The sequence below is a fragment of the Arthrobacter sp. NPDC058127 genome, assembly GCF_042884555.1.
Lineage (GTDB): Bacteria > Actinomycetota > Actinomycetes > Actinomycetales > Micrococcaceae > Arthrobacter.
The window spans coordinates 299,314-323,207 of record NZ_JBHVTT010000003.1 but is presented as its reverse complement, the minus strand read 5'-3'; the positions used below and the strand labels follow the sequence as shown (position 1 = coordinate 323,207).

Below are 23,894 nucleotides of genomic sequence, written 5' to 3'. Positions count from 1 at the left end.
AAACAGAGTAGTTCCTCTAAACTGGGCTGGTACCGCGGGAGCCGCGGCGGCAGTCACAATCGCCGCGCGGCTGAGAGGGCTTCAGCGCCGACCGCTTGACCTGATCCGGCTAGTACCGGCGTAGGGAAGGACTCCATGGACGAAGTAAACACCCGGCACGAACCCCTGCGCGCGTCCCTGCACGCGGATGTGGCGGTGATCGGAGGCGGTGTCATCGGCCTTGGCATCGCGTCGGAAGCCCGAAGGTCCGGCCGCTCGGTTGCCCTGATCGATCCCGCACCGGCCAGCGGAGCCACCTTCGCGGCGGCGGGCATGTTGGCGCCCGTCAGTGAACTGCACTACCAGGAAGAGGACCTCCTGGAACTCATGCTCGAATCGTCGGCATTGTGGCCGGACTTCGAACACAATGTGACTGGCTCAAGTGCCGGACGCAGCACGGGTTACCGTACGACGCCGACCCTCGCCGTCGGCGCGGACGCTGCGGACCGCCGGGCGCTCGCCGACCTCCGGGACGTGCAACTGGCCAACGGCCTGCTGGTGGAATCCGTGCCGTTGCGCGAGGCCCGGGAGCGTGAGCCGCTGTTGAGCCCGCAGATTTCCTGTGCCTTCGACATCCCGGGCGACCACCAAGTGGATCCGCGCCGGCTTTCGGCCGCGATCCTTGGCGCACTGGCAGACCACCAGCCGGGCAATTCCAGCTGGATTGCGGGGGCCGAGGGCGGTTTTGCGGTCCACGACACGGCGGCGGGCCTCTTGTGGGAGGACGGACGCGTCGTCGGGGCCGTGCTTGGCTCAGGCGTCAAAGTGCTCGCCGCGGAAACCGTGGTTGCCAACGGCCTGGGCGCCGCCCGCTTGAAGGGCCTGCCGGATGGATTGTCGCTCCCGTTGCGTCCCGTGTACGGCGACATACTGCGGCTGCGCGTCCCGGACCAGCTGCAACCTCTGGTCACCGCCACAGTGCGGGGAATCGTGCGCGGAGTGCCCGTCTACATCGTTCCCCGCGAGGACGGGACAGTGGTGATCGGCGCAACGCAACGTGAAGACGGATTGTCGGCGTCCGGGGGAGCGGCCAACCCGGTGTCGGCGGGCGGTGTGTACCAGTTGCTCCGCGATGCCCAGGTACTGGTCCCGGCCGTGGCTGAACTGGAGCTCCTGGAAGCAACTGCCCGCGCCCGTCCGGGCACTCCGGACAATGCACCGCTGCTGGGCCGTGTAAGGGTAAAAAGTGCCGAAAGGGTGGAAGGAAGCGAAGGGACCGTGCCCGGACTCATCGTGGCGAGCGGATTCTTCCGCCACGGCGTCCTGCTCACTCCGGCGGCGGCGAAAATCTGCGTCGGGCTGATGGACGGCACCGCCGATCCCCGGTGGAGCAAATTCCGCCCGGACCGCTTCTCCCGCCCCCTTTCAGCAGCAAGGGCCTCCACAAACGGCCCATCGGCCGATACCTCGAATCCCCTTCCGAAGGACCACGCATGAACATCAAATTGAACGGCGCAGACCACACGCTGAGCGACGACGCGTCCGTCACCACCCTCGTGAGCCACATCACCGGTCGGGTTGTGGACTCGAGCGGCCAGGCGGCCGACGGACGCAAGATCGGCGTCGCCGTCGCACGCAATTCCGAAGTGGTGCCGCGCAGCCAGTGGGCGGCAACCGCGCTCGCAGAGGGCGACGAACTCGAAATCGTTACCGCAGTACAGGGAGGCTGAACCATGACCACGGCAAGCACTGAAGCAGCAAGCACCCGGACCGACGCCCTGGTGATCGACGGTGTTGAGTTCGGCTCGCGCCTCATCATGGGGACCGGCGGAGCCCCGAGCCTGGACGGACTGGGGGCAGCCTTGCTGGCCTCGGGCACCGAACTCACCACCGTTGCCATGCGGAGGTACTCACCGACGGAAACAGGTTCGCTGTTCCAGTTGCTCGTGGACCACGGCATCCGTGTCCTGCCCAACACGGCCGGCTGTTTTACCGCCAAGGATGCTGTCATGACAGCCGAGCTTGCCCGGGAGGCCTTGGAAACGGATTGGGTGAAGCTTGAGGTCATCGCGGACGAGCACACGCTCCTGCCGGACGCCGTGGAGTTGGTGGACGCAACCGAGAAACTCGTCGACCGCGGATTCAAGGTCTTCGCATACACGAACGACGACCCCGTGCTGGCACTTCGCCTCGAAAACCTCGGAGCCACTGCCGTGATGCCCTTGGGCGCGCCCATCGGCACCGGCTTGGGCATCCTGAATCCCCACAACATCGAGCTGATTGTGTCCCGCGCTTCTGTGCCGGTAGTGCTCGACGCCGGCATCGGCACCGCGTCCGACGCAGCGCTGGCCATGGAGCTCGGCTGCGACGCCGTGCTGCTGGCCACCGCGGTCACCCGTGCGCAGAACCCGGTGCAGATGGGCGAGGCCTTCAAACACGCAGTCATCGCCGGTAGGCTGGCGAAGCAGGCGGGCCGCATCCCGCGCCGGGAACACGCCCTGGCCTCCTCGGCGATGGAAGGCCGGGCCGAGTTCCTCTAGCGGCCCACGCTGGCCTCTCCGGGGATTCCTGCGAATTTCCCCGTCAGCGAAGGAGCCACCATGGCCGGCAAGGATGACGTTCTTAGCAGGTCCGCGATCGACGACGCCTTGGCGGAGCTGCCGGACTGGCGGTACCGCCTTGGCGGCCTCGTCACCGTCTATAAATCCCCGACGTCGGCTGCCGCACTGGAGCTGGTTGCCGCCGTCGGGCGCATCGCCGAGCAGCAGAACCACCACCCGGACCTGGACTGGCGCTTCAACCGGGTGTTCGTCCGGTACACCTCCCACGACGCCGGGAGCGAGGTGACCCGGCGCGACGTCCGGGCGGCCACGAACGCCAGCCAGGTGGCCGCGGAAGCCGGGGCAGTGGCCGAACCCGGGCTCTACCGGACGGTTGAAGTCGGAATCGACACCCCGGATCCGGAAGAGATCTCGGAAGTCTGGAGGGTGGCGCTCGGCTACCGCAAAGGCCGCTTCGGAGACCTCGAAGACCCGTATGGGCGAGGGCCCAACGTGTGGTTCCAAACAACTGAAACACCCAACCCGAACCGGATCCACCTGGATGTGCACAGGAGCCAGGCTGAATCGGGACCCGCCATGGAGAAAACCGCGGCGACGGGTGCGTTAATGGACCGTGACCACGCACCCAAATGGGTGGTGGTCACGGATTCACAAGGAAACCGGCTGTGCCTCTGCACCGAAGCAGGTGACGGGCCGGATCTGTAGATTGAGCCGAAGCGGTAGAGCCGCGGCGCCAGCTAGGGTCTCGCCGCCAGCTAGAGCCTGAGGGCCGCGGTTAGCTGGGCGGTGTCGTGCCGGGCCCGGTGGCGGCCCAGGAAGTACGAGACCACCGCGGCCGCCACGGTACCCAAAATGACGGGCAGGACCCACGGGATCCACGTCACCCCGGGCTGGTAGCCAAAGCCAAGCTGGATGAAGATCATCCAACTCAGCATGGCGACGGCCAGGGAAACACCGGCGGGCAGGGCGATGCCATATGTGCCACGGTGTTTGTCATTTCCCCAGACGATGAAGCCTGAAGCGATGGTGGCTAGCGCCACGATGACAAGTGAGAGCATGCGGACTCCTGGCTCGCTGGTGTTCTGACGTATGAGCTAGAGCGCGCCGAAGCCGACCCGGCGTACTTCTTCGGCACCGATCTCCACGTATCCGAGGACGTTGCCGGGAACGATGACCTGACGGCCCTTTTCGTCGGTCAGACGCAGGTCCGTGCCATTGGCAATGGCGTCGCCCACGATCTTGGCAACAGCCTCGGCATCCAGAGCGGATTCCAGCACGATCTCACGGCCAACGTTCTGAATGCCGATCTTTACTTCCACAGCAGGGCCTCCCAGCCAATCAAGAATTTACTCAGTCCTCTATTTGTAGCCTAGGACTCTTTCGGGAAGCGACTGATTCCGCGCCAAGCTAAACGGTAGATCAAATCGCTGGCGACATCGAGGTCCAAATCGCCATCGGTCTCAAGCCAATACCGGGCACTGACCTGCGCCATTCCTGCTAAGCCCCGGCCGAGCAACTGGGCCTCCAGCGGGGGCAGCTTGGTGTCTTCGGCGATGACCTTGGCGACGGCGTCGGCGAAAGTGCGGTTGAAAGTTTCCAGCCGGGAGCTGACGTCCGGGTCATTGATGAGATCGGATTCGAAGACGAGCCGGTGGGCTTGGTCATCGCTCGCGATGAAACGGTAGTAGGCGCGCATGACGGCCTGGACGCGTTCCTTGTTGTCCGACGTCGAATTGAGTGCCGTCAGCATCTGGTCCGTGAGCATGGCCAGGTGGCTGTCGAGGAGGGCCATGTAGAGCTCCCGCTTGGACGGGAAGTGTTGGTACAGCACCGGCTTGCTGACATGGGCGGTCTCGGCGATTTCGTCCATCGCAGCACCATGGAAGCCGTTGGCAACGAAAACTTCCAAGGCGGCGTTCAAGAGCTGGGCCCGGCGCTCATCGCGTGGCAGCCTTGCCGAGCGTGGCGAACCGATCCGATCTTGCCTGACCTGTGCCTCCTGTTTGATACGTGCACTCTCAGCCACTTGTCTGCCGCCTTTCCTTTGCAGTTATGACCACAATACTGCGCAGTAATATGACCGGGCGGCAGCGGCAGGCATACTTTGGAGTATGGCCACTATTTTTGCTGCCCAAACGTTGCCGCCCTCTCCTTCTTCAACGCTGCCGCCACTCGTGGAACCGGCCGCGGGGCTGACCACCGAAGAGGTCGAACGGTACTCGCGCCACCTCATTATTCCCGAAATCGGAGCGGCCGGTCAGCGTCGGCTCAAGAATGCAAAAGTCCTCGTGATCGGGGCAGGCGGGCTGGGCTCTCCGGCGTTGCTGTACCTCGCCGCCGCGGGGGTGGGGACGCTCGGAATCGTGGACGACGACGACGTAGACCTCAGCAACCTGCAACGCCAGATCATCCACGGCGTCGGCGATGTGGGCCGGCCGAAGATCGAATCGGCACGTGACGCCATCAAGGAACTCAATCCGCTGGTCAACGTGCAACTGCACAACGTGCGCCTGGACTCCTCCAACGCTTTGGAGATTTTCTCCGGCTACGACCTCATCCTGGACGGCGCAGACAATTTCGCCACCCGGTACCTGGTCAACGATGCTGCCGCGATTCTCGGCAAACCGTACGTCTGGGGATCCATTTTCCGCTTCGACGGCCAGGTCAGCGTGTTCTGGGAGAAGCACGGACCCAGCTACCGGGATCTGTATCCCGAGGCCCCTCCGGCCGGTTCGGTCCCGTCCTGCGGCGAAGGCGGCGTGTTCGGCATGCTGTGCGCCGCTGTCGGCTCGCTCATGGTGACGGAGGCAGTCAAGCTGATCACCGGCGTCGGGCGCTCCATGCTGGGACGCGTGGCGCTCTTTGACGCGCTCGGCGGCAGCTGGCGCGAAATCAAGGTTTCGAAAGACCCGGAGGCCGAGCCGATCACCGAATTGACCGACTACGAAGCCTTCTGTGGCATCACCCCGGCGCCCGCGGGCGACTCGGTTCCGACTGTGACCGCCACCGAACTTTCGGGAATGCTCGAGGCCCGCGCTGCGGGGGAGCGCGACTTCGAACTGGTGGATGTCCGCGAGATCGGTGAACACGAGATCGTGAGCATCGACGGTTCAGTGCTCATCCCGCAGGGACGCATCCTGGCGGGAGAGGCATGGACGGAACTGCCGCAGGACAAAGAGATCGTGTTCCACTGCAAGGGCGGCACCCGTTCCGCCGCGGTGCTCGCGGCCGCACAGCGCGCCGGCTACACGCGCGTGAGCCACCTCGACGGCGGGATCCTGGCGTGGGTGCACGACGTCGAGCCGGGCAAACCGGTTTACTGAACCCACAATGCTGGTGAGCGCGAAGGTCCCGACATGATTGAGGAATCCATGAACACACCGCAATACCCCATCGGATCGGGTTTCGGCCACGGATCGACGGCGTCGGACGTTTTGGCGGGAGTGGACCTCCACGGCAAGACGGCAATTGTCACGGGCGGGTATTCCGGGCTCGGACTGGAAACGGTGAAGGCCCTGTCCTCCGCTGGAGCCCGGGTCACAGTTCCCGCCCGGCGTCCCGAACACGCCACGGAAGTCCTCGCCGCGGCCGGCCTGGCACCGGAGCAAGTCACCGTGGAGGCCTTGGATTTGGCCGATCAGGGGGCAGTGAAGGATTTCGCGGTACGCTTCCTGGAATCGAACCCAACGCTGGACATCCTGATCAACAACGCGGCCATCATGGCCAGCCCGGAACAGCGCGTGGGTCCGGGCTGGGAATCCCAATTCGCCACCAACCACCTGGGCCACTTCACGCTCCTCAACACTTTGTGGCCCGCACTGGCAGCTTCCGGTTCTGCACGCGTCGTGTCCTTGTCCTCCACCGGGCACAAACTCTCGCCCATCCGTTTCGAGGACATCAATTTCGAGAACGGCTACGACAAGTGGAAGGCCTACGGCCAGGCAAAGACGGCCAACGCACTGTTCGCCGTCGAGCTGGACCGCGTGGGCAGTTCCTCCGGGGTGCGGGCCTTCGCGGTCCATCCCGGCGGCATCATGACCGAGCTCCAGCGCTATCTTCCCCGCGAAGAGATGGTCGCGGCGGGTTGGATGGACGACGCGGGCAATGTCCGGGAGGGTTTCAAGACTCCGGAGCAAGGAGCCGCCACGTCCACGTGGGCAGCCACGTCGCCGGCCCTGGCAGGCATGGGCGGGGTGTATTGCGAAGACTGCGACATCGCCAAGCCCACGGACCCGGCCTCGCCGCTCGCCCGATACCAGGGAGTGGATGCGCACGCAGTGGACCCGGAAGCCGCGACAAGGCTGTGGGCCGTGTCTGCGGAAATGACGGGTGTCAACGCGTTCGCGTAGAGCGGGATCGTGTGGGCTAGGCGCTTTCAGCCTGCTGGGGTGCCTTTTGGTGGTCCACGGGGCACTCGGCTGCGGATGACGCAGCCGGTTGCTCCACCTGGATGCCATACAAGGCCTCGAGGGCTGCCACGTAATCGTCTTGCTGGCCGTTGGCGGCGAGTTCGCGTGCGCGGACCGTGGGGATGTGGAGCAATTGCTTCACCATGCGGCGCAACGCGAACTCGACCTCTTCGGCCGCAGCGGTGCAGCCGTGCCGGGCCCGGACTTTCTCCATTTCGGCGTCGAGCACGTTCATGGTGTGGCGGCGCAGTGCCACAATGGCCGAGTCGACGGACCGGGCTTCGCGCTCTTGCTCGAAGGCCTCTGCCGCGCCGGAAACAATGGTGCTCGCTTGCGCCAGCGACTCCGCTTGTTCCTGGGGCGCTGCGAGCCGCACGGATTCGAGCGTCAGGAGCTCGACGCCGTCGAGCTCGCCCACTGCGGGGTCGAAGTCGTGGGTGAGGGCGAGGTCGATCGCGATGAGTGTCTGGGTGGACAAAGCGCGGACCTTGGCAAGCTCGGCGGCCTCAACGCGGGTGTCCGATCCGCTGCAGCCGATCATGACATCGGCGGCAGCGACGGCGGCGGGAAGGGTTTCGGCGTCGAGCGCGGTTCCGCCGCGGGTCGCCACGAAAGCCTCGGCCCGGCCTGAAGACGAGTAAACCGAGACGTCGGTGCAGCCGCGATCGCGAAGCAGCGACATAGTGGCCCCGGCGTAGGCCCCGGTCCCGAAGACAACGACCTTCTTGGTGCTCCAGTCGGCATTCTCGGAGAGGTCGGTGGCGAGGTCCAGGGCAACTGAGACGATGGACAGCCCCCGCGAACCAAGGGCGGTCTGGGCACCGACGTCCTTGGCCGTCTTGGAAGCGGCCTGGAACAAGCGGACCAGCCCGGAACTCGCGGTTCCTTCGTGCTGGGCAGTGATGAGGGCGCGGCGCACTTGGCCAGCGATTTCGCGTTCGCCGACGACGGCGGAGTCCAGTCCGGCGCTGACGGCGAAGAGGTGCCTGCTGACCTCAGGGCCGGTGCGGGTGCTGAAGGCGCGGGAGACGACTTGCTCGTTGAGTCCGCTCAATCCGCTGATCTGCGCGACGAGCGCCGAGCGGGCGGCTTCGAGGTTCTCGGCATGCGGGGTTTCGCCGTAGATTTCGTAGCGGTTGCACGTGGCCAGGACCACGGCGCCGGAGACAAGTTGGGAATCGGCCAACGCGGACGAGGCAACCTCGGATGAACCGTTGCTCAACTGAGCGACGGTCTCAAGATCGATGTCGGCGTGTGTAGCCACCAATGAGAAAAGAACCACAGCAAAGCAATCATAGCTTTTTCGGTGCCATGTAGAACAACGCGGGCCAGTGGTTCTCCGCACTGCCCGGAGTGACGCCTGTCACCCGAGGTGGTGCGGGACAGGCTGTCGTTATCTTTTGATCCCGATCTTCGGCACAATCGAAGGCATGACTTCCAGTTCCGCACTGCCTCACTCTGTGCCGGCCAACGGCGTTTCCGGCACCGCCGCCTCGAGCCTTGATGCAAGCCACCCGCTCATGGATGGCCGCACCGCAGACTCCCCCCTGATCCAGGCGTACCGCGGAGGCAAGCCGTCCCGCCGTCCAGTGTGGTTCATGCGACAGGCCGGCCGATCGTTGCCGGAATACCTCATAGTCCGTGAAGGCGTCGCGATGCTGGACTCCTGCCTGCGTCCCGAGCTCGCCTCCGAGATCACTTTGCAGCCGGTCCGTCGCCACGACGTCGACGCAGCCATCTTCTTCTCCGACATCGTCATTCCCCTCAAGCTGGCGGGTGTCGGCGTGGACATCGTCCCAGGCGTCGGGCCCGTCCTGGACAAGCCTGTCCGCACCGCCGCTGACGTAGCAGCCCTGCCGCAGCTGACGTGGGAAGCCCTCGAGCCGATCCGTGAGGCCGTGCGCCTGACGGTGGCAGAGCTTGGCACCACGCCCTTGATCGGCTTCGCCGGCGCTCCGTTCACGCTCGCCGCGTACATGGTGGAAGGCAAGCCTTCCCGCGACCACCTCGGTCCGCGCACCATGATGCACGCCGATCCGGAAACCTGGACCGCCCTGGCGAACTGGGCAGCCGACGCCTCCGGCATGTTCCTGCGCGCGCAACTGGAAGCAGGCGCCTCGGCAGGACAACTGTTCGACTCCTGGGCCGGTTCCCTTGGCTTGGCCGACTACGCCAAGTACGTTGCACCCGCCTCGACCCGCGCCCTTGACCACGTCCGCCACCTCGGCGCGCCGCTGGTCCATTTCGGTACGGGAACGTCCGAGTTGCTCGTCGCGATGCGCGACGTCGGTGTGGACGTCGTCGGCGTGGATTACCGACTGCCTCTTGACGAAGCAAACCGGCGGCTCGGCGGCACCGTGCCCTTGCAGGGCAACATCGACCCCGCGCTGCTCTCCGCGCCTTGGGAGGTTCTTGAAGCCCATGTCCGCGAGGTGATCGCAGCCGGATCCGCGGCCCCGGGCCACGTCCTGAACCTCGGCCATGGCGTGCCCCCGGAGACGGACCCCGCGGTCCTGACCCGGGTAGTGGAACTCATCCACTCGATCCCGGCAGGATAGCGAGCATGAGCCGCGGGCACGCACGGTCCGAACAAACACGGCCCGAACACGCATTTCCCGGAGATTCAGCAGCTGGCCCGGCCGCCGTCGTCCTGGGCGGCGGCATTTCCGGCCTGCTCGCAGCCCGGGGACTGGCCAAGGCCGGATTCACTGTCACCGTACTCGAAGCGAGCGACGCGTGGGGCGGCTGCGTGGGAAGCCACACTGTTGGCGGCCTTGGGCTGGACAGCGGAGCAGAGTCCTTCGCGACGCGTTCCACCGCCGTGGCCGATCTCGCCCGCGATCTCGGGCTCGGCGGCAACATCGTGGCGCCCCACCCTGGAGGTGCCTGGGTGCAGTTGCCGGACGGTCCGCAGGAACTGCCCAAGACCGGAGTGCTCGGAATCCCCGCGAATCCCTGGGACCCGGAGGTCCGGCGTTCCCTGGGCTTCGCCGGTTCCTTGCGGGCCTCGCTTGACCGCTACCTGCCCGTATCGGTGGGTACTTCCGCCGAGGTCACCAGCGTCTCTTCCTTGGTCCGGGCGCGGATGGGCAAGCGGGTGCTCGAACGGCTTGTGGCACCCGTCGTCGGGGGAGTGCACTCCGCTGATCCCGGATTGCTCGACGTCGACATGGTGGCCCCCGGCCTACGTGCGGCATTGCGTCAGCACGGCTCGTTGGCCGCGGCGGTGGCCAGCCAGCGCAAGGCCGGTTCAGGACAAACTGCCTCAGGGCAAAACGGGACCGGACCGGCGAAGGCCGGATCCGCCGTCGGCGGCTTGAAAGGCGGAATGAACACCCTGGTCTCCGCCCTCGTTGCGGAACTGCGTTCGCAGGGCGTCGCCCTCGTTTCCGGCGCCCTGGTGGATTCGATCACCCGCATTGAAAGCGGTTGGCAGGCTACCGCTGCGGGCACAACGTACGACGCCGGGCGGCTCGTGGTGGCGCTCGACGGTCCGGCCGCGGTCGGGCTGCTGGAGGGGGCACTTCCGGAATTGTCCGCGCTGCGTCCCTCCGCGGGCCCCTTGGTGAGCCTCGTGACGTTGGTGGTGGACGTGCCCGAGCTGGACCGCCGTCCCCGCGGCACAGGCATTCTCGTCGCTCCGCAAACCGCTGGTATCGAGGCGAAAGCGCTCACGCATGCCACGGCAAAGTGGGACTGGCTGGCAGAAGAAGCCGGCCCGGGAACGCACGTACTGCGCTTGTCCTATGGGCGGGGCGAAGGGGTGGATGCCCCTGAATCGGCGGCCGCGCTGGATGACGATGCCTTGTTTGAGGCTGCGCTTCGCGACGCCTCGACTTTGCTGACCGTGCCGATTGTCCGCGAAGACGTGCTCGATTGGGACGTCGTCCGGTGGGCGGGCGCCCTGCCGTTCGCCGCCGTCGGTCACAAACAGCGCGTGGCCGAGGTGCGCCGCATCTGCGCCGAAGCCGACGGCTTGTCCGTTGTGGGCGGCTGGCTCGCCGGAAACGGCCTGGCCGCGGTGGTTGCCGACACTTCTGCGCAAATCGACGCAACATTGTGAAATGCACCACTTCTACGCCTTGTAGAAGTGGTGCATTTCGACTTAGCGCCATACACGGGGCAGACTTGTACCATGAGCCACACTTCTGCCGAATCTGTCACTAAAACTGCCGAATCCGAAGAGCAGTTCTTTACGCTGTGGACCGTGTTCAAGCGGTCGGGCGATGTCCTGCGCAGCGCCGATGCTGTCCAGGATTTCGAGCAGCTGGCTGCCAAGCTCGCCGAGGACGGCGTGGTCCTCCGCGGGAGCTACGATGTCTCCGCAATGCGCTCCGACGCCGACATCATGGTGTGGCTCCACGGGGCCAAGCCCGAGGCCCTGCAGCAGGCCGTCCGCGACATCCGCCGCAGCGCGCTCTTCGCGGGCACTGAGATTGTCTGGTCCGCCATGGGCGTCCACCGCGAAGCCGAATTCGCCAAGAACCACGTTCCGGCCTACGCCCGGGGCGTCGAGCCCAGCACCTGGCTGTGCGTTTACCCGTTCGTCCGCTCCTACGAGTGGTACATCCTGCCGGCCGAAGAGCGTGGCAAGATGCTTCGCGATCACGGCATGCTCGGCCGCGACTTCCCCCAGGTCATCTCCAACACCGTGTCCTCCTTCGCTTTGGGCGACTGGGAGTGGATCCTCGGCCTGGAGGCGCCCGAGCTCGTTGACCTCGTGGACCTCATGCGCCATCTTCGGGCCACGGATGCCCGCAACCACGTCCGCGAGGAAATCCCGTTCTACACCGGCCGCCGCATCAGCGCGGCGGAGATCGCCGAGGTCCTCGCGTGAGCGGCCGCCACTCCACCGGCCCGGCCAGCCTCACCGAGGTCAATGACGTCACCGAGGCTGGACGCATGGCTCCCAAAGAGTACGACGCGGTCCTTCTCGCCTCTTTCGGCGGGCCCGAGGGCCAGGACGACGTCATTCCCTTCCTGCGCAATGTGACCCGTGGGCGCGGCATCCCTGATGAGCGTCTCGAAGAGGTGTCGCACCATTACCGTGCATTTGGTGGGATCAGCCCCATCAACCAGCAAAACAGGAACCTCAAGGCCGCCCTCGAAGCGGAGCTCGCATCGCGGGGCATCAGCCTGCCCGTGCTGTGGGGCAACCGCAACTGGGACCCCTACATCCCCCAAACGCTCCAGGAAGCCTACGACGCCGGCCACCGCAAGTTGCTGATGGTCACCACGAGCGCTTACTCCTGTTACTCCAGCTGCCGCCAGTACCGTGAGGACATCGGCATTGCGCTGACGGAAACCGGCCTTGACGGCAAACTCGAGGTGGACAAGGTCCGCCAGTATTTCGACCACCCTGGCTTCGTCGAACCCTTCGTGGAAGGAACGGCTGCAGGACTTGCGGAGGTCAAGGAGAAACTCGAAGCGGCAGGTCTCCAGGACGCTCCCGTGCACATCCTGTTCGCAACGCACTCCATTCCAACCCGCGACGCCGAGGCTGCCGGGCGTTCGGACGCCGAGCCCCGCGAGTTCGAGCAGGACTCGGCCTACGTGGCACAGCACTTGGCTGCCGGCGCAGAGGTGGTTCGCCGTGTTGAAGCCGAATCCGGGCTGACTGCGCCGTGGTCCTTGGTGTACCAGTCCCGTTCGGGTGCCCCGCATGTTCCGTGGCTTGAGCCGGACATCAACGATGCCATCGAGGAACTGGCCGGCCAGGGGATCAGGGGTGTTGTGATCGTCCCCCTCGGCTTCGTCTCCGACCACATGGAAGTGGCCTGGGACCTGGACACCGAGGCCTTGGAAACGTGCAAGAACCTCGGCGTCGCGGCGACCCGCGTCCCCACGCCCGGTACGCACCGCAAGTTCGTTGCCGGCCTGGTGGACCTTATTTGCGAGCGGACGGTAGCCAACAACATCGCCGATCGCCCCGCCATGACCGGGCTGGGGCCGTGGTACGACATCTGCCGTCCGGGCTGCTGCGCCAACTTCCGCGGCGAGAAGCCCACGATTGCCGGGGCGGACACCACAGTCGGCACCGGACACGATGCCTACCCCGTAGAAGAAAGCGCGAAATGACGGTTCGGATCGGTACCCGCGCGAGCAAACTCGCGCTCACCCAGAGCCAGCAGGCCGCGGACCAGTTGGCCGCCGTCGGTGGCTTCCCCGTCGAACTGGTGCGCATCAAGACCGAAGGCGATGTCCGGACGGGCTCCCTGTCCCAGATGGGCGGCACCGGAGTATTCGTCGCCGCCCTTCGCGACGCGCTGTTGGAGAATGCGTGCGACGTCGCTGTGCACTCTCTGAAGGATCTCCCGACAGGTTCGGCACCGGGACTCACCATTGCCGCAACGCCCAAACGCGTCGACGTCCGGGACGCCCTGTGCGCCCGTGATGGGCTCAAGCTGGCGGACCTTCCGGCCGGCGCCAAGGTCGGCACCGGATCGCCGCGCCGCGCCGCCCAGCTGCGCGCCGCCCGCCCGGATCTCGACGTCGTGGACATCCGCGGCAACGTGGACACCCGGTTGGGCAGGGTTCCGGGGCTCAGGGGAAACATCGAAGACGCGCTGGTTCCCGGAAAGAGTGGCGACCTCGACGCCGTCGTCCTCGCCGCCGCGGGACTGGAACGGATCAGCAGGCTCGACGTCGTGACAGAGTTCTTCGAGACCGACGTCATGCTTCCTGCCCCCGGGCAGGGCTCACTTGCGATCGAGTGCCGCACGGCCGACGCACCCGGGCAGTCCGGCTCGGGTGAAGGTTCCCAGGGCGCACTCGCCCAGGCCCTTGCCGCACTCAATGATGAAGACACCCGTCTGGCCGTCACCGCGGAGCGGGCCGTCCTGGCCCGTCTCGAAGCCGGCTGTGCCGCGCCCGTGGGCGCCTATGCTTACCGCAAGGGCAGCATGCTGTACCTGGAAGCCGTTGTCTGCGCCGTGGATGGGAGCAAGTCCGTGCGCGAGAAAAAGGCCACGGACGGGCTCACTGAGGTGGGCGCCACGTTGCTGGGCATCGAAGTCGCCGAGCTCCTGCTTGCCGCGGGTGCCGCGGACATCACAGATCTTGCAGCTTCCCGATAACCGGAGCCAACAGGAGACCATGGGACGGCACAGCGCGGTGAAGCCGGGGGAGACCCGGGTCCTTGAAGGCGCCCGGGTCCTTGTGACGCGCAGCCCGGATCGCGCCGCCCCGCTCGTCAGCGCACTGCGCGAGGCCGGAGCCGAGCCGCTCCTGTTGCCCTTGATCGACTTTGAGCGTGCACGCGACCAGCACTCCCTCGAAGTCGCCTTGGACGCCCTCCGCGCGGGAGCGTACGGCTGGCTGGTGGTCAGCAGCATCACCACGGTGCGCGCCCTGAAGGAAAAGGCAGCCGAGCGGCGCTTGGAACTGAAGGAGCTGATTCCGGATTTCGTCCGGATCGCGACGATTGGTCCGTCGAGCCGGCGAGTCCTTGAAGCGGAGGGCATTCCCGTGGACCTCGCGCCGGAGCTTGTCCAATCTGCCGCTGGACTCGTCAGCGTCTGGCCGACAGGCCCGGCCAACGTACTGTTGCCCCAAGCGGACATCGCCGACGCCGTATTGGCGGCGGGGATTGAAGCCAAGGGAGCCGCGGTCCAGGCAGTGACGGCCTACCACACTGTTGACTACCCGGCCGACCCCGAGCGCCGGCTCACGGCTGTCCTCGCGGCGGCGAACGGCTGGCAGCCCGGCGACGCATCCCGGGCGCCGGAACTCACTCCGGCAGCCGCCAAAGCCGAGCTCGCAAGCGGCCGGCTCCACGCCGTCGTCGCCGCCTCTCCCAGTGCGGCCCGCCGCATCCACGCCTCGCTGGCGCCGCTGCGGGATTGCCGCTTCATCGCGATCGGGCGCTCGACGGCGGCAGAGGCTGCCGCGCTCGGCATCCCGGTCGCGGCAACCGCCAAGGAACCCACACCCGCCGGCATCGTGGCCGCCCTACGCACCGTATTCGACACCGAAGGGAACGAAAGTTGAGCTTTCCAAACCACCGGCCCCGCCGGCTCCGCACCACCCCCGCCATGCGCCGGATGACCGCCGAACACCGGTTGGCGCCAGCGGACCTCATCCTGCCGGCCTTTATTCGCGAGGGACTCAGCGAACCAGCCCCGATCAGCTCCATGCCCGGCGTCGTGCAGCACACCACGGACTCGCTCAAGCGCGCCGCTGCCGAAGCCGTGGAATTGGGTGTCAGCGGAATCATGCTGTTCGGTGTTCCGGCAGTCCGCGATGCCCGCGGCACAGCCTCCCTGGATCCCGACGGCGTGTTGAACAAGGCCATCCGCGACGTCCGTGCAGAAGTCGGCGATGACCTGGTTGTCATGGGCGATGTGTGCCTCGACGAATTCACTGATCACGGCCACTGCGGTGTCCTGGACGCCAACGGCTACGTGGACAACGACGCCACCCTCGAAATCTACGCCCAAATGGCAGTAGCGCAGGCCGACGCCGGTGCCCACGTCCTGGGGCCGTCCGGGATGATGGATGGCCAGATCGCCGTGATTCGCCAGGCCCTTGAAGAGGCCGGACACCAGAACACCGCGCTCCTGGCGTACGCGGCGAAATACGCCTCCGCCTTCTACGGCCCCTTCCGCGAAGCTGTCGACTCGCAACTCAAGGGTGACCGCCGCACGTACCAAATGGATGCCGCCAACCGCCGGGAAGCCATCATCGAGGTGGAACTCGACCTCGAAGAGGGCGCAGACATGGTGATGGTCAAGCCGGCCATGAGCTACTTCGATATCCTCGCCGACGTCGCCGCCATGAGCCCGGTTCCCGTGGCGGCCTACCAAATCTCCGGTGAATACGCCATGATCGAAGCGGCTGCCGCGAACGGCTGGATCGATCGCCGCGGCGCCATCACAGAATCCGTGCTCGGCATCAAGCGGGCCGGCGCCGACATGGTGCTGACGTACTGGGCCTCCGAGCTTGCCGGCTGGCTTAAGGAGTCCTGATGACCGATACCGCTTCCACTCCCACAGCCCCTGTCGGAGCTACTGAGATCCTCCTGGGACTGAATACTTTCGGTGACGCCGGGGTGGACGCCGACGGCAATCCGAAACCGCACGCCCAGGTTTTGCGGGAGCTGCTGGCGGAAGCGGAACTGGCGGACGCCGTCGGGCTTCATGCCTTTGGGGTGGGGGAGCACCACCGGCGCGACTTCGCCGTCTCGGCGCCCGAAGTGTTCCTCGCGGCCGCCGCCGCCCGGACATCACAGATCAAGCTTGGCTCGGCCGTCACCGTGCTCAGCTCCGACGACCCCATCAGGGTCTTCCAGCGCTTCTCCACTGTTGACGCGCTCTCCAACGGTCGTGCGGAAGTGATGCTGGGCCGCGGCTCCTTCGTGGAGTCGTTCCCATTGTTCGGCCTGGACCTGGCGGACTACGAAGTCCTGTTCGAGGAGAAGCTGGAACTCTTCGACAAGGTCCGGGCGCAGAAGCCGGTGCATTGGGAAGGCCGCACCCGGCCGAACGTGAACGGAATGAGCGTCTTTCCACCGCTGGAACACCACTTGTTGCCAACATGGATCGGTGTGGGCGGCACCCCCGAGTCGGTACTGCGCTGCGCCCAATACGGCTATCCGATCATTTTCGCCATCATCGGCGGGGAACCGCGCCGCTTTGCCCCGCTCGTGGAGCTCTACCGCGAGGCAATGGGAAAATACGGGCACACCATGCAGCAGATTGCCACGCACTCTCCCGGCTACGTCGCCCCCACCGACGAGCAGGCCCGGGAGGAACTGTTTCCGCATTGGCTGGCCCAGCGCAACCGCATCGGCGCGGAACGCGGCTGGGGACCGGCGAGCAGGGGCGAGTTCGACGCCATGTGCGGCCCGGAAGGAGCCCTCTACGTGGGCTCCCCGGAAACGGTCGCCCGGAAGATCGTCTTTCTGAAGCGGAACCTCGGCGTTGACCGTTTCGACCTCAAGTACAGCAACGGGACCTTGCCCCACGAATCGATGATGCGCTGCATCGAACTTTTCGGCACCGTGGTGGCCCCACTGGTGGCCGAGCAGCTTGCCAGCGCCTGAACCGTCTTTGCAGGCGCCTTGCCGTCGCCTGAACCGTCCCGAATCCCTGAAAGAATGGACACCATGACTTCAAACACCCCTGTCTCCGACCAGCTGTTCGACCGTGCCCGCTCCCTGATGCCCGGCGGCGTCAACTCTCCGGTGCGCGCCTTCGGCTCCGTGGGCGGCACCCCGAAGTTCATGGTTTCAGCAAAGGGGCCGTACCTCACCGACGCGGACGGCCGCGAATACGTCGACCTCGTCTGCTCATGGGGCCCGGCGCTGCTGGGTCACGCGCACCCGGCCGTCCTCGACGCCGTCCACGCCGCCGTCGACCGCGGCTTGTCCTTTGGTGCCTCCACACCCGATGAGGCGAACCTCGCCGCGATCGTCAAGGAACGCGTCTCCGCCGTTGAACGCATCCGCATGGTGTCCACCGGAACCGAGGCCACCATGACCGCGGTGCGCTTGGCCCGCGGATTCACTGGGCGCAACCTGATCGTGAAGTTTGCCGGCTGCTACCACGGCCACCTCGATGGACTGCTCGCTGCGGCCGGCTCGGGACTGGCGACCATGGCGCTGCCCGGTTCCGCCGGAGTCACTGAAGCGGCCGCGGCCGAAACGCTCGTCCTGCCGTACAACGACCTCAACGCGGTGGAAGCCGCTTTCGCTGCGCACGGGAACAACATCGCAGCCGTCATCACCGAAGCTGCTCCTGCCAACATGGGCGTCGTTACGCCGGACGAAGGCTTCAACGCAGCGCTGTCACGCATCACCCGTGAACACGGCGCACTCTTGATCCTGGACGAGGTCCTCACCGGCTTCCGCACGGGCTACGCGGGCTACTGGGGCCTCACCGGCCGGCAGGAAGGCTGGGCGCCGGACCTGCTGACCTTCGGCAAGGTCATCGGCGGCGGCATGCCGACGGCGGCCCTCGGCGGGCGTGCCGACGTCATGGATTACCTTGCGCCCCTTGGCCCGGTGTACCAGGCGGGAACCTTGTCCGGGAACCCGGTGGCGATGGCTGCCGGCGTCGCCACCCTGACGCTCGCGACGCCCGAGGTCTACAGCTTCGTGGATGCCCGCTCGCTGGAACTCTCGGCGGCACTCTCATCCGCGCTGGACACCGCCGGCGTGGACCACTCCATCCAGCGAGCGGGGAACCTCTTCTCCGTGGCGTTTGGCACGTCGGCCAACGGCGTGCACAACTACGCCGACGCCCAGGCCCAAGACGTCTTCCGCTACGCGCCCTTCTTCCACTCCATGCTGGACTCCGGCGTCTACTTGCCGCCGTCGGTCTTCGAGGCGTGGTTCCTGTCCGCTGCCCACGACGACGCCGCCATGAACCGGATCTTCGACGCGCTCCCTGCAGCAGCCAAGGCGGCCGCGGAGGCCGCAGCCTGATCTACGGCGCTTTTCCGATGTTTTGCAGCCTGCTCCTTGCACGCACTGCCGGGCCGGGAGCAGGCTGTGGGCAACGATCGAATCGACAAGGCGATGATTCATCTGCTCAAGCCGTCCAGAATTTCACTGCTCGTCCTCTTCGCCCTGATGGCCGGGGCATTTGCCGGAATTGCGCATTCTGATAGCGCGGACCGCGGTTTGTTGGCGGGCGGGGACCCTCCCACGACGCTGGGCATTCCCCAGGCCGCCCCGCCGCCCAGGCTGTTAAACTCTCCACCGGTGGGATCGCCGAGCGCATCTACAGCGCCGGCCGGGCCTACTGAGCCGCCACCGCCACCGCCACCGCCTCCGCACCCGACGCCGGAACAGCGGCTCGCGGGCCTGACCCTGGAACAAAGGGTAGGGCAGTTGTTCATGGTGGCAGCCAAGGCCGACGGAAGCGATGCGGGCACCGTGGCCGATCTCCTGAACAACTACGTGGGCAATATCTATTTGGCCGGACGCAGCCAAGCAGGCGTTGCGGCGACAGCCTCAGTGGTGGCAAAGCTTCGGGCGGGCATTTCGCCGACCTCAAGCCGTGGCTTGCCGCTGTCCGTCGCTACGGACCAGGAAGGCGGCTCCGTTCAAGTCCTCAGGGGACCCGGGTTCCTGCCTATTCCCGCGGCCTTGGACCAAGGGAATTCGAGCCCGGAACAACTTCGCGCCGACGCCCGGAACTGGGGGTCCGAGCTCTTGGAAGCCGGAGTGAATGTTGATCTTGCGCCGGTACTGGACACAGTTCCCAGCCCCGAATTTGCTCCCTCGAACAAGCCCATTGGTGCGTTCAAGCGCGAATATGGCTTCACCCCGGCTGCGGTGTCCGAGCATGGGAACGCAATGGCGGCGGGATTACGGGATGCCGGTGTGGCGCCGGTGGCCAAGCACTTTCCGGGAATGGGGCGCGTAAGCCTGAACACGGACGTCAGCGCGAACGTTCACGATACCGAAACCACCCGGACGGATCCCTACCTAATGCCGTTCAAGGCCGCGATCGACGGCGGACTCCGGTGGGTCATGATTTCCAACGCCTACTACGACAAGATCGATCCCGACCTTCCGGCCCCGTTTTCCCCCGTGATCATGCGCACCATGTTGCGGTCGGACGCAGGGTTCACCGGCATCATCGTGTCCGATGATCTGTGTAACGCCGTGCAGCTGTCGCCTTGGAGCGTGGGGGACAGGGCAACGAATTTCATCGGCGCGGGCGGCACCATGGTTCTGTGCGCAGACACTGCTTCAGTTCCGGCGATGTATGCCCAGGTCCTGCAACGGGCGCAGACCGATCCTGGATTCCGCAACTCAGTGGATGCCGCGGCCTTGACCGTTCTTCAAGTGAAAGCAGGGAAATAGGCTGGACGCGAAAAATCCCCGGCTTCCGGACGGTTCACCACTACGGGTGTTTCGTCCGGAAGCCGGGGATTCCCGTCACAAGGCCTAGAGCACGTCCGAAAGGAAGCCCTTCAGGCGATCGGTCCGCGGCGCGCTAAAGAGTTGCTCCGGCGATCCGGTCTCCACAACGACGCCCGCGTCCATGAACGTCACGGTGTCGGACACGTTCCTTGAGAAGCCCATTTCGTGGGTCACAACCACCATGGTCATGCCGCCCTTGGCCAGATCGGTCATGAGCGCGAGCACGCCCTTGACCAGTTCAGGGTCCAGGGCCGATGTTGCTTCGTCGAAGAACATGACCTCGGGCTTCATGGCAAGCGCGCGGGCAATGGCCACTCGCTGCTGTTGCCCGCCCGACAGGTTCGCTGGCCGGGCGTCGGCCTTGTGCTTAAGTCCCACGAGGTCCAGTTGGGCCAAGGCATCTTCGCGTGCCTGTTCCTTGGACATGCCGCGGAGCTTCCGCAGGGCCAAGGACACGTTCTCCGCCACTGTCTTGTGCGGGAACAAGTTGAACTGCTGGAAGACCATGCCGATCCGCCGGCGCAGTTCATCCGGGTTGTCCTTGAGTACCGAACGGCCATCGAGCAGAATGTCGCCCTGGGCGGGTTCGATCAGCCGGTTCATCACTCTTAGGAGCGTGGATTTCCCTGAGCCGGAAGGGCCGATCACGGAAGCCGTGGTGCCCTTCTCGACGTGCAGGTCTATGCCCCGCAGGACGTGGTTGGACCCGAAAGACAGATGGATATTTTTTGCCGTCAGTGTTCCTGAAGCGAACTCGCTCATGCCTGGGCTCCCTTCCCGACGACGGCCGCTGCCTCGTCCGGTTCCTTCTTTTCCGGCCGGCCTGTCCTTAGGCGGCGGTCAATCGAGTTCACGAAGTGCGTCAATGGAATGGTCATCGCCAGGTAGAAGATTGCTGCCGCTACATAGGGCGACAGATTTCCGCTTGTGGAGGCCGCATCCTTGCCAATCTGGAAGATCTCGCGCTCTGAGGCCAGCAAGCCAAGGAGGAAGACCAACGACGACTCCTTGATCAACGCAATGAATTGGTTGACCAGCGCCGGCAGGACCCGCCGGACGCCCTGGGGAACCACCACAAGCCGCATGGCAGGGCCGTAGCCGAACCCCAGGGCACGTGTTGCCTCTAGTTGGCCTTTGTCGACACTCTGGATACCGGAACGGAAGATCTCGCCGATGTACGCCGCCGACATCAGGGACAGCGCCGCGACGGCCAACGGATACGGACTCGTGGAGCCGCTCAGCTGACGGATGATGGGGCCGAAGCCGAGGCCGATCACGAGGATGGTGAGGACGGGCGGCAGCCCACGAAGGACGTCGGTGTATATGCGGGCTATCCACCGGGCCACGGGGTTCCGGGAGATCCCCATCAAGGCGAGCGCCATGCCGAGCACAGTTCCGATCACGCCCGAGGTGACGGCCAAGACAATGGTATTCGGCAAGCCGACGGCGAACATCTTGGGGATGACTTCGCCTATCGCCTTCCAATCGAGGAAGGTCTCACCGAGTTGCTTGAGGATTTCCTGGAGATCCATGGAACGCCTGGGTTACTTGGCCGGGATCTGGACGGCCTTGCTGCCCGGCTTCCAGCCCTGAGGGGTCTGCTCCGCCTGGGTCGGGCGGTCCTTGTACCACTCGGCCGTCAGCTTGGTCCAGGTACCGTCTGCGATCACGGCGTCAAGGCCGGAGTTGAGGGCGTCGATCAGGGGCTGGTTGTCCTTGTTCACGGCCCAAGCAGTGAAGTTCTGGGTGTTGACGACCTTTTCGGCGATCTTTGTGTTGTCGCCGTCCTTGACCTGGCCGGTTGCCTGCTGCGACGGGGCGACCCAAGCGTCAACCTGGCCGCTCTTCACGTTGGCGTAAACCGTGTTGTAGTCCGGGAAACGGACGGGCTCAAGCTTGAGCGTGTTGGTGACGTAGTCGTCCTGGACGGTGCCCTGGACGACGCCGATGCGCACGTCGGACTTGAGGTCCGCGAAGCCCTTGACCTTGGAGTCGGTCTTGGTCACGACGGCCATGTAGCCGAAGTCGTAACCATTGGTGAAGCCGACGGTCTCGCGGCGCTTGTCCGTGGTGGAGATCGAGGAGGATCCGACGTCGAACTGCTTGTTCTTGACCTGGGAGAGCAGCGCCGAGAAGTCAGTGGAGGCGAACTCGACCTTGAGGCCCAGCTTGGCGCCGACGGCGCGCAGGAGCTCGTTGTCATAGCCGGTGAACTTGCCTGAGGGATCGATGAAGATGTTCGGCGGGGCGTCCGAGAGCGTGCCGACGCGCAGGGTGCCGTCGGTGATCAGGCCCAGCTTGGACTTGTCGATCTTGTCCACCGGAGTGACGTCCTTGGTGGTGTACTTGTCCAGCGTCTTCTGGTCGCTGCCCTGGAGGGCGTCGGTCGGCGAGGCGCTGCTGGTGCTGCCCGCTCCGCCACCGCAGGCGGCCAGGGAGACGGCGAGAACTGCAGCCACAGGGACAGCAGAGAACCACTTCAGGGCTTTGATTTTCATCAAGCAAATCACTTTCATCGGGGAACACGCGTTCGTATCGAGACGGGCGGGGAACGCAGCCAAAGCAGGTTTGGGCCGCAATATCAGAACTCGACCCGCCAAACTTAATTATGTCATCCGCCCATTCATCGATAAATTGACGACGATAAGGCGTGCAGTTCCCGGAAACTCCGAATTAAATTCAGCATTGAATGGAATTTGTCGCTGAAGTGCAGCACCCTACGGCGTCGAGGGGAATTCGTGGCTGACGTCCAGCTGGCTTTCAGGCAGCAGCTGCCATGTGACGTGCGTCCCATCATGCGGACGCTGGAAAAGCGTCCGGTCCGTGGACGGGCGCTTTGAAAGTCCCGACGCTTTAGAAGTCTCCGCGGCTGGCGTCTTCCGGGGGAAGAACCGGCCAATTGCCTTCGATGACGGCTGTTGGTTTTGTCTTGCGCAGGTAGCTCTGGAAATCGGCGGCCTGTGCAGCTGCCCAATCAACCTGGAGGTGGTGCAGCTTGGAAGCGGGCATCTGCAGCTTCGGGAATTTGCCGGCCATGGCATCAAGGACGCGCAGGGTGGCGAGGGCGTCTGCGGCGGAGGTGTGGGCGTTATCGAGGTTCACGCCGTACTCCTCGCACAGCGCGGTCAGGGTCCGCTTGCCCTTGCGGTATCGGTCGACCTGCTTGTTCATGACGTAGGGGTCAAGCACGGGGAAACGGCTCAGTTGAGGCACGCCGTAGCGGGCGGATTCGGCCGCCAGAACTGTGAAGTCATAGCTGGCATTGAACGCAATGACCGGCACGCCGTCGTCGAACAGTTCCTGGAGCGCTGCCGCGACTTCCCGCGTCACGTCTGCGGCCGGACGGCCCTCGGCCCTGGCCTTTTCCGTGGTGATGCCGTGGATCTCGCTGGCCTCCAAAGGGATCTCCACCCCCGGATCCGCCAACCATTCGAGTTCCTTGATGATGCCGCCGTCGTCGTCCACTACAGTGACGGAAGCGGTGACGATCCTCGCGGAACGGGAGTTCCGTCCCGTGGTCTCAAGGTCGAACGCGGCGCGGGGGAGGGTGTTCCAGGAGCTCATGCTTCAACGCTACCGGCGCCCTCCGACAAGAACCGGAGCGACACTCCTTCTGCGCCGATCCGGCTGCGCATGCCGATAGGCTGGTGGCATGCGGATGGAGTTTGTGACGGCGGTACTGGCCGTCGTGGATCTCATGCCGCCCGGCGTTGCCGTGTCCTATGGGGATGTTGCCGAGCTTCTGGGCTCAGGTGGTCCCCGGCAGATCGGATCGGTCATGAGCCACCATGGGAGCACAGTGGCTTGGTGGCGCGTACTGCGTGCAAGCGGGGAAGCGCCCCCAGGACTTGAGTCGGAAGCGCTACATCACTACTTGGATGAGGGAACGCCGCTGCACGGCGCCTACGCGGAGTATCTGCGGACCGGCGAGGGCCGCTGGCGGGTTGACCTGTCCCTGGCCCGGTGGGCTCCCACGGACCGCGATTTCGACAGTATCGACGCGATCTCTGAGCAACTCGAGCGTCAGCTCCATAAATTGTCGGTACCCGATGATGAAATGACCGTGTGAGT

Annotated in this window: 25 protein-coding genes and 1 riboswitch; of the genes, 17 read left to right on the top strand and 8 right to left on the bottom strand. The window is 65.3% G+C overall.

Annotated elements, in window-relative coordinates:
• Nucleotides 1–24 precede the first annotated feature (24 nt).
• Nucleotides 25–144, top strand: a riboswitch (TPP riboswitch).
• The 4 genes from thiO (at nt 136) to ACFVTG_RS07610 (ending at nt 3,245) form a co-directional block, all read left to right on the top strand.
• Nucleotides 136–1,476, top strand: a complete 1,341-nt coding sequence (gene thiO / locus ACFVTG_RS07625) for a glycine oxidase ThiO (protein WP_390279298.1) — start codon at nt 136–138, stop codon at nt 1,474–1,476. It overlaps the preceding riboswitch by 9 nt.
• Entirely contained in the window at nt 1,473–1,709 is a 237-nt protein-coding gene (gene thiS / locus ACFVTG_RS07620) for a sulfur carrier protein ThiS (protein ID WP_269992862.1), read from the top strand. The genes thiO and thiS overlap by 4 nt, the downstream gene beginning before the upstream one ends.
• Before the next feature lie 3 nt (nt 1,710–1,712).
• Complete coding sequence (locus ACFVTG_RS07615) at nt 1,713–2,519, top strand: thiazole synthase (protein ID WP_284751601.1); 807 nt, start codon at nt 1,713–1,715, stop codon at nt 2,517–2,519.
• A 60-nt stretch (nt 2,520–2,579) separates the two neighbouring features.
• Nucleotides 2,580–3,245: a 4a-hydroxytetrahydrobiopterin dehydratase gene (locus ACFVTG_RS07610; protein WP_284751600.1), complete on the top strand. Its 666-nt coding sequence runs from the start codon at nt 2,580–2,582 to the stop codon at nt 3,243–3,245.
• Nucleotides 3,246–3,295: 50 nt separating this feature from the next.
• On the opposite strand, the gene ACFVTG_RS07605 is transcribed toward ACFVTG_RS07610, so the two are convergent.
• The 3 genes from ACFVTG_RS07605 to ACFVTG_RS07595 are packed head-to-tail and all read right to left on the bottom strand — an operon-like array spanning nt 3,296 to nt 4,548.
• Nucleotides 3,296–3,598, bottom strand: coding sequence for a hypothetical protein (locus ACFVTG_RS07605; RefSeq protein ID WP_284751599.1), 303 nt, complete (start codon nt 3,596–3,598; stop codon nt 3,296–3,298).
• A 36-nt stretch (nt 3,599–3,634) separates the two neighbouring features.
• Nucleotides 3,635–3,859, bottom strand: a complete 225-nt coding sequence (locus ACFVTG_RS07600; RefSeq protein ID WP_268021085.1) for a DUF3107 domain-containing protein — start codon at nt 3,857–3,859, stop codon at nt 3,635–3,637.
• Between the two features lie 50 nt (nt 3,860–3,909).
• Nucleotides 3,910–4,548 carry a TetR/AcrR family transcriptional regulator gene (locus ACFVTG_RS07595; protein WP_284751706.1) on the bottom strand — a complete coding sequence of 213 codons (639 nt, stop codon included), beginning with the start codon at nt 4,546–4,548 and terminating at the stop codon, nt 3,910–3,912.
• A gap of 103 nt (nt 4,549–4,651) precedes the next feature.
• Here ACFVTG_RS07595 and moeB point away from each other — a divergent pair, with 103 nt between their 5' ends.
• On the top strand, nt 4,652–5,863 hold the full coding sequence (moeB, locus tag ACFVTG_RS07590) for a molybdopterin-synthase adenylyltransferase MoeB (RefSeq protein WP_284751598.1): 1,212 nt from the start codon (nt 4,652–4,654) through the stop codon (nt 5,861–5,863).
• 33 nt (nt 5,864–5,896) lie between these two features.
• Nucleotides 5,897–6,889, top strand: a complete 993-nt coding sequence (locus ACFVTG_RS07585; RefSeq protein ID WP_284751597.1) for an SDR family NAD(P)-dependent oxidoreductase — start codon at nt 5,897–5,899, stop codon at nt 6,887–6,889.
• 16 nt (nt 6,890–6,905) lie between these two features.
• Here ACFVTG_RS07585 and ACFVTG_RS07580 read toward each other — a convergent pair whose 3' ends face one another.
• Entirely contained in the window at nt 6,906–8,231 is a 1,326-nt protein-coding gene (locus ACFVTG_RS07580; RefSeq protein WP_284751596.1) for a glutamyl-tRNA reductase, read from the bottom strand.
• Between the two features lie 148 nt (nt 8,232–8,379).
• On the opposite strand from ACFVTG_RS07580, the gene hemE reads away from it, so the two are divergent.
• The 10 genes from hemE to ACFVTG_RS07530 all read left to right on the top strand — a co-directional run bounded on the left by hemE (nt 8,380) and on the right by ACFVTG_RS07530 (nt 19,763).
• Entirely contained in the window at nt 8,380–9,507 is a 1,128-nt protein-coding gene (gene hemE, locus ACFVTG_RS07575) for a uroporphyrinogen decarboxylase (protein ID WP_390279294.1), read from the top strand.
• A gap of 5 nt (nt 9,508–9,512) precedes the next feature.
• Entirely contained in the window at nt 9,513–11,012 is a 1,500-nt protein-coding gene (gene hemG / locus ACFVTG_RS07570) for a protoporphyrinogen oxidase (RefSeq protein WP_390279292.1), read from the top strand.
• Between the two features lie 72 nt (nt 11,013–11,084).
• On the top strand, nt 11,085–11,786 hold the full coding sequence (hemQ, locus tag ACFVTG_RS07565; protein WP_284751593.1) for a hydrogen peroxide-dependent heme synthase: 702 nt from the start codon (nt 11,085–11,087) through the stop codon (nt 11,784–11,786).
• 65 nt (nt 11,787–11,851) lie between these two features.
• Nucleotides 11,852–13,027, top strand: a complete 1,176-nt coding sequence (locus ACFVTG_RS07560) for a ferrochelatase (protein WP_390279360.1) — start codon at nt 11,852–11,854, stop codon at nt 13,025–13,027.
• The gene (gene hemC / locus ACFVTG_RS07555) at nt 13,024–14,025 is read left to right on the top strand and encodes a hydroxymethylbilane synthase (protein WP_390279290.1); all 1,002 of its coding nucleotides are present in this window, start codon (nt 13,024–13,026) and stop codon (nt 14,023–14,025) included. Before ACFVTG_RS07560 ends, hemC begins: the two co-directional genes overlap by 4 nt.
• 19 nt (nt 14,026–14,044) lie before the next feature.
• Nucleotides 14,045–14,938, top strand: coding sequence for a uroporphyrinogen-III synthase (locus ACFVTG_RS07550; protein ID WP_390279288.1), 894 nt, complete (start codon nt 14,045–14,047; stop codon nt 14,936–14,938).
• Nucleotides 14,935–15,915 carry a porphobilinogen synthase gene (gene hemB, locus ACFVTG_RS07545; RefSeq protein ID WP_390279286.1) on the top strand — a complete coding sequence of 327 codons (981 nt, stop codon included), beginning with the start codon at nt 14,935–14,937 and terminating at the stop codon, nt 15,913–15,915. Before ACFVTG_RS07550 ends, hemB begins: the two co-directional genes overlap by 4 nt.
• Nucleotides 15,915–16,991, top strand: a complete 1,077-nt coding sequence (locus ACFVTG_RS07540; protein WP_390279284.1) for an LLM class flavin-dependent oxidoreductase — start codon at nt 15,915–15,917, stop codon at nt 16,989–16,991. Before hemB ends, ACFVTG_RS07540 begins: the two co-directional genes overlap by 1 nt.
• Before the next feature lie 63 nt (nt 16,992–17,054).
• Nucleotides 17,055–18,374, top strand: coding sequence for a glutamate-1-semialdehyde 2,1-aminomutase (hemL, locus tag ACFVTG_RS07535; RefSeq protein WP_284751588.1), 1,320 nt, complete (start codon nt 17,055–17,057; stop codon nt 18,372–18,374).
• Between the two features lie 93 nt (nt 18,375–18,467).
• Nucleotides 18,468–19,763: a glycoside hydrolase family 3 N-terminal domain-containing protein gene (locus ACFVTG_RS07530; protein WP_390279358.1), complete on the top strand. Its 1,296-nt coding sequence runs from the start codon at nt 18,468–18,470 to the stop codon at nt 19,761–19,763.
• Nucleotides 19,764–19,847: 84 nt separating this feature from the next.
• On the opposite strand, the gene ACFVTG_RS07525 is transcribed toward ACFVTG_RS07530, so the two are convergent.
• From ACFVTG_RS07525 to ACFVTG_RS07510, 4 genes are all read right to left on the bottom strand, one after another.
• Nucleotides 19,848–20,585, bottom strand: coding sequence for an amino acid ABC transporter ATP-binding protein (locus tag ACFVTG_RS07525; RefSeq protein ID WP_284751586.1), 738 nt, complete (start codon nt 20,583–20,585; stop codon nt 19,848–19,850).
• Complete coding sequence (locus ACFVTG_RS07520) at nt 20,582–21,355, bottom strand: amino acid ABC transporter permease (protein WP_390279281.1); 774 nt, start codon at nt 21,353–21,355, stop codon at nt 20,582–20,584. Before ACFVTG_RS07520 ends, ACFVTG_RS07525 begins: the two co-directional genes overlap by 4 nt.
• 12 nt (nt 21,356–21,367) lie before the next feature.
• On the bottom strand, nt 21,368–22,321 hold the full coding sequence (locus ACFVTG_RS07515; RefSeq protein ID WP_284751584.1) for an ABC transporter substrate-binding protein: 954 nt from the start codon (nt 22,319–22,321) through the stop codon (nt 21,368–21,370).
• 355 nt (nt 22,322–22,676) lie between these two features.
• The gene (locus ACFVTG_RS07510) at nt 22,677–23,387 is read right to left on the bottom strand and encodes a 3'-5' exonuclease (RefSeq protein WP_284751583.1); all 711 of its coding nucleotides are present in this window, start codon (nt 23,385–23,387) and stop codon (nt 22,677–22,679) included.
• An 88-nt stretch (nt 23,388–23,475) separates the two neighbouring features.
• Between ACFVTG_RS07510 and ACFVTG_RS07505 the strand changes: the two genes are divergently transcribed.
• Nucleotides 23,476–23,892, top strand: coding sequence for an MGMT family protein (locus ACFVTG_RS07505; protein WP_284751582.1), 417 nt, complete (start codon nt 23,476–23,478; stop codon nt 23,890–23,892).
• The last annotated feature ends 2 nt before the right edge of the window (nt 23,893–23,894 follow it).

Coding starts and splice junctions, on each gene's coding strand:
- ACFVTG_RS07505 (WP_284751582.1), top strand. CDS start 23,476: ATGCGGATGGAGTTTGTGACGGCGGTACTGGCCGTCGTGGATCTCATG.
- moeB (WP_284751598.1), top strand. CDS start 4,652: ATGGCCACTATTTTTGCTGCCCAAACGTTGCCGCCCTCTCCTTCTTCA.
- hemE (WP_390279294.1), top strand. CDS start 8,380: ATGACTTCCAGTTCCGCACTGCCTCACTCTGTGCCGGCCAACGGCGTT.
- ACFVTG_RS07585 (WP_284751597.1), top strand. CDS start 5,897: ATGATTGAGGAATCCATGAACACACCGCAATACCCCATCGGATCGGGT.
- ACFVTG_RS07520 (WP_390279281.1), bottom strand. CDS start 21,355: ATGGATCTCCAGGAAATCCTCAAGCAACTCGGTGAGACCTTCCTCGAT.
- ACFVTG_RS07615 (WP_284751601.1), top strand. CDS start 1,713: ATGACCACGGCAAGCACTGAAGCAGCAAGCACCCGGACCGACGCCCTG.
- thiS (WP_269992862.1), top strand. CDS start 1,473: ATGAACATCAAATTGAACGGCGCAGACCACACGCTGAGCGACGACGCG.
- ACFVTG_RS07530 (WP_390279358.1), top strand. CDS start 18,468: ATGATTCATCTGCTCAAGCCGTCCAGAATTTCACTGCTCGTCCTCTTC.
- hemG (WP_390279292.1), top strand. CDS start 9,513: ATGAGCCGCGGGCACGCACGGTCCGAACAAACACGGCCCGAACACGCA.
- ACFVTG_RS07610 (WP_284751600.1), top strand. CDS start 2,580: ATGGCCGGCAAGGATGACGTTCTTAGCAGGTCCGCGATCGACGACGCC.
- ACFVTG_RS07550 (WP_390279288.1), top strand. CDS start 14,045: ATGGGACGGCACAGCGCGGTGAAGCCGGGGGAGACCCGGGTCCTTGAA.
- ACFVTG_RS07510 (WP_284751583.1), bottom strand. CDS start 23,387: ATGAGCTCCTGGAACACCCTCCCCCGCGCCGCGTTCGACCTTGAGACC.
- hemQ (WP_284751593.1), top strand. CDS start 11,085: ATGAGCCACACTTCTGCCGAATCTGTCACTAAAACTGCCGAATCCGAA.
- ACFVTG_RS07540 (WP_390279284.1), top strand. CDS start 15,915: ATGACCGATACCGCTTCCACTCCCACAGCCCCTGTCGGAGCTACTGAG.
- hemC (WP_390279290.1), top strand. CDS start 13,024: ATGACGGTTCGGATCGGTACCCGCGCGAGCAAACTCGCGCTCACCCAG.
- ACFVTG_RS07515 (WP_284751584.1), bottom strand. CDS start 22,321: ATGAAAATCAAAGCCCTGAAGTGGTTCTCTGCTGTCCCTGTGGCTGCA.
- hemL (WP_284751588.1), top strand. CDS start 17,055: ATGACTTCAAACACCCCTGTCTCCGACCAGCTGTTCGACCGTGCCCGC.
- thiO (WP_390279298.1), top strand. CDS start 136: ATGGACGAAGTAAACACCCGGCACGAACCCCTGCGCGCGTCCCTGCAC.
- ACFVTG_RS07605 (WP_284751599.1), bottom strand. CDS start 3,598: ATGCTCTCACTTGTCATCGTGGCGCTAGCCACCATCGCTTCAGGCTTC.
- ACFVTG_RS07525 (WP_284751586.1), bottom strand. CDS start 20,585: ATGAGCGAGTTCGCTTCAGGAACACTGACGGCAAAAAATATCCATCTG.
- ACFVTG_RS07560 (WP_390279360.1), top strand. CDS start 11,852: ATGGCTCCCAAAGAGTACGACGCGGTCCTTCTCGCCTCTTTCGGCGGG.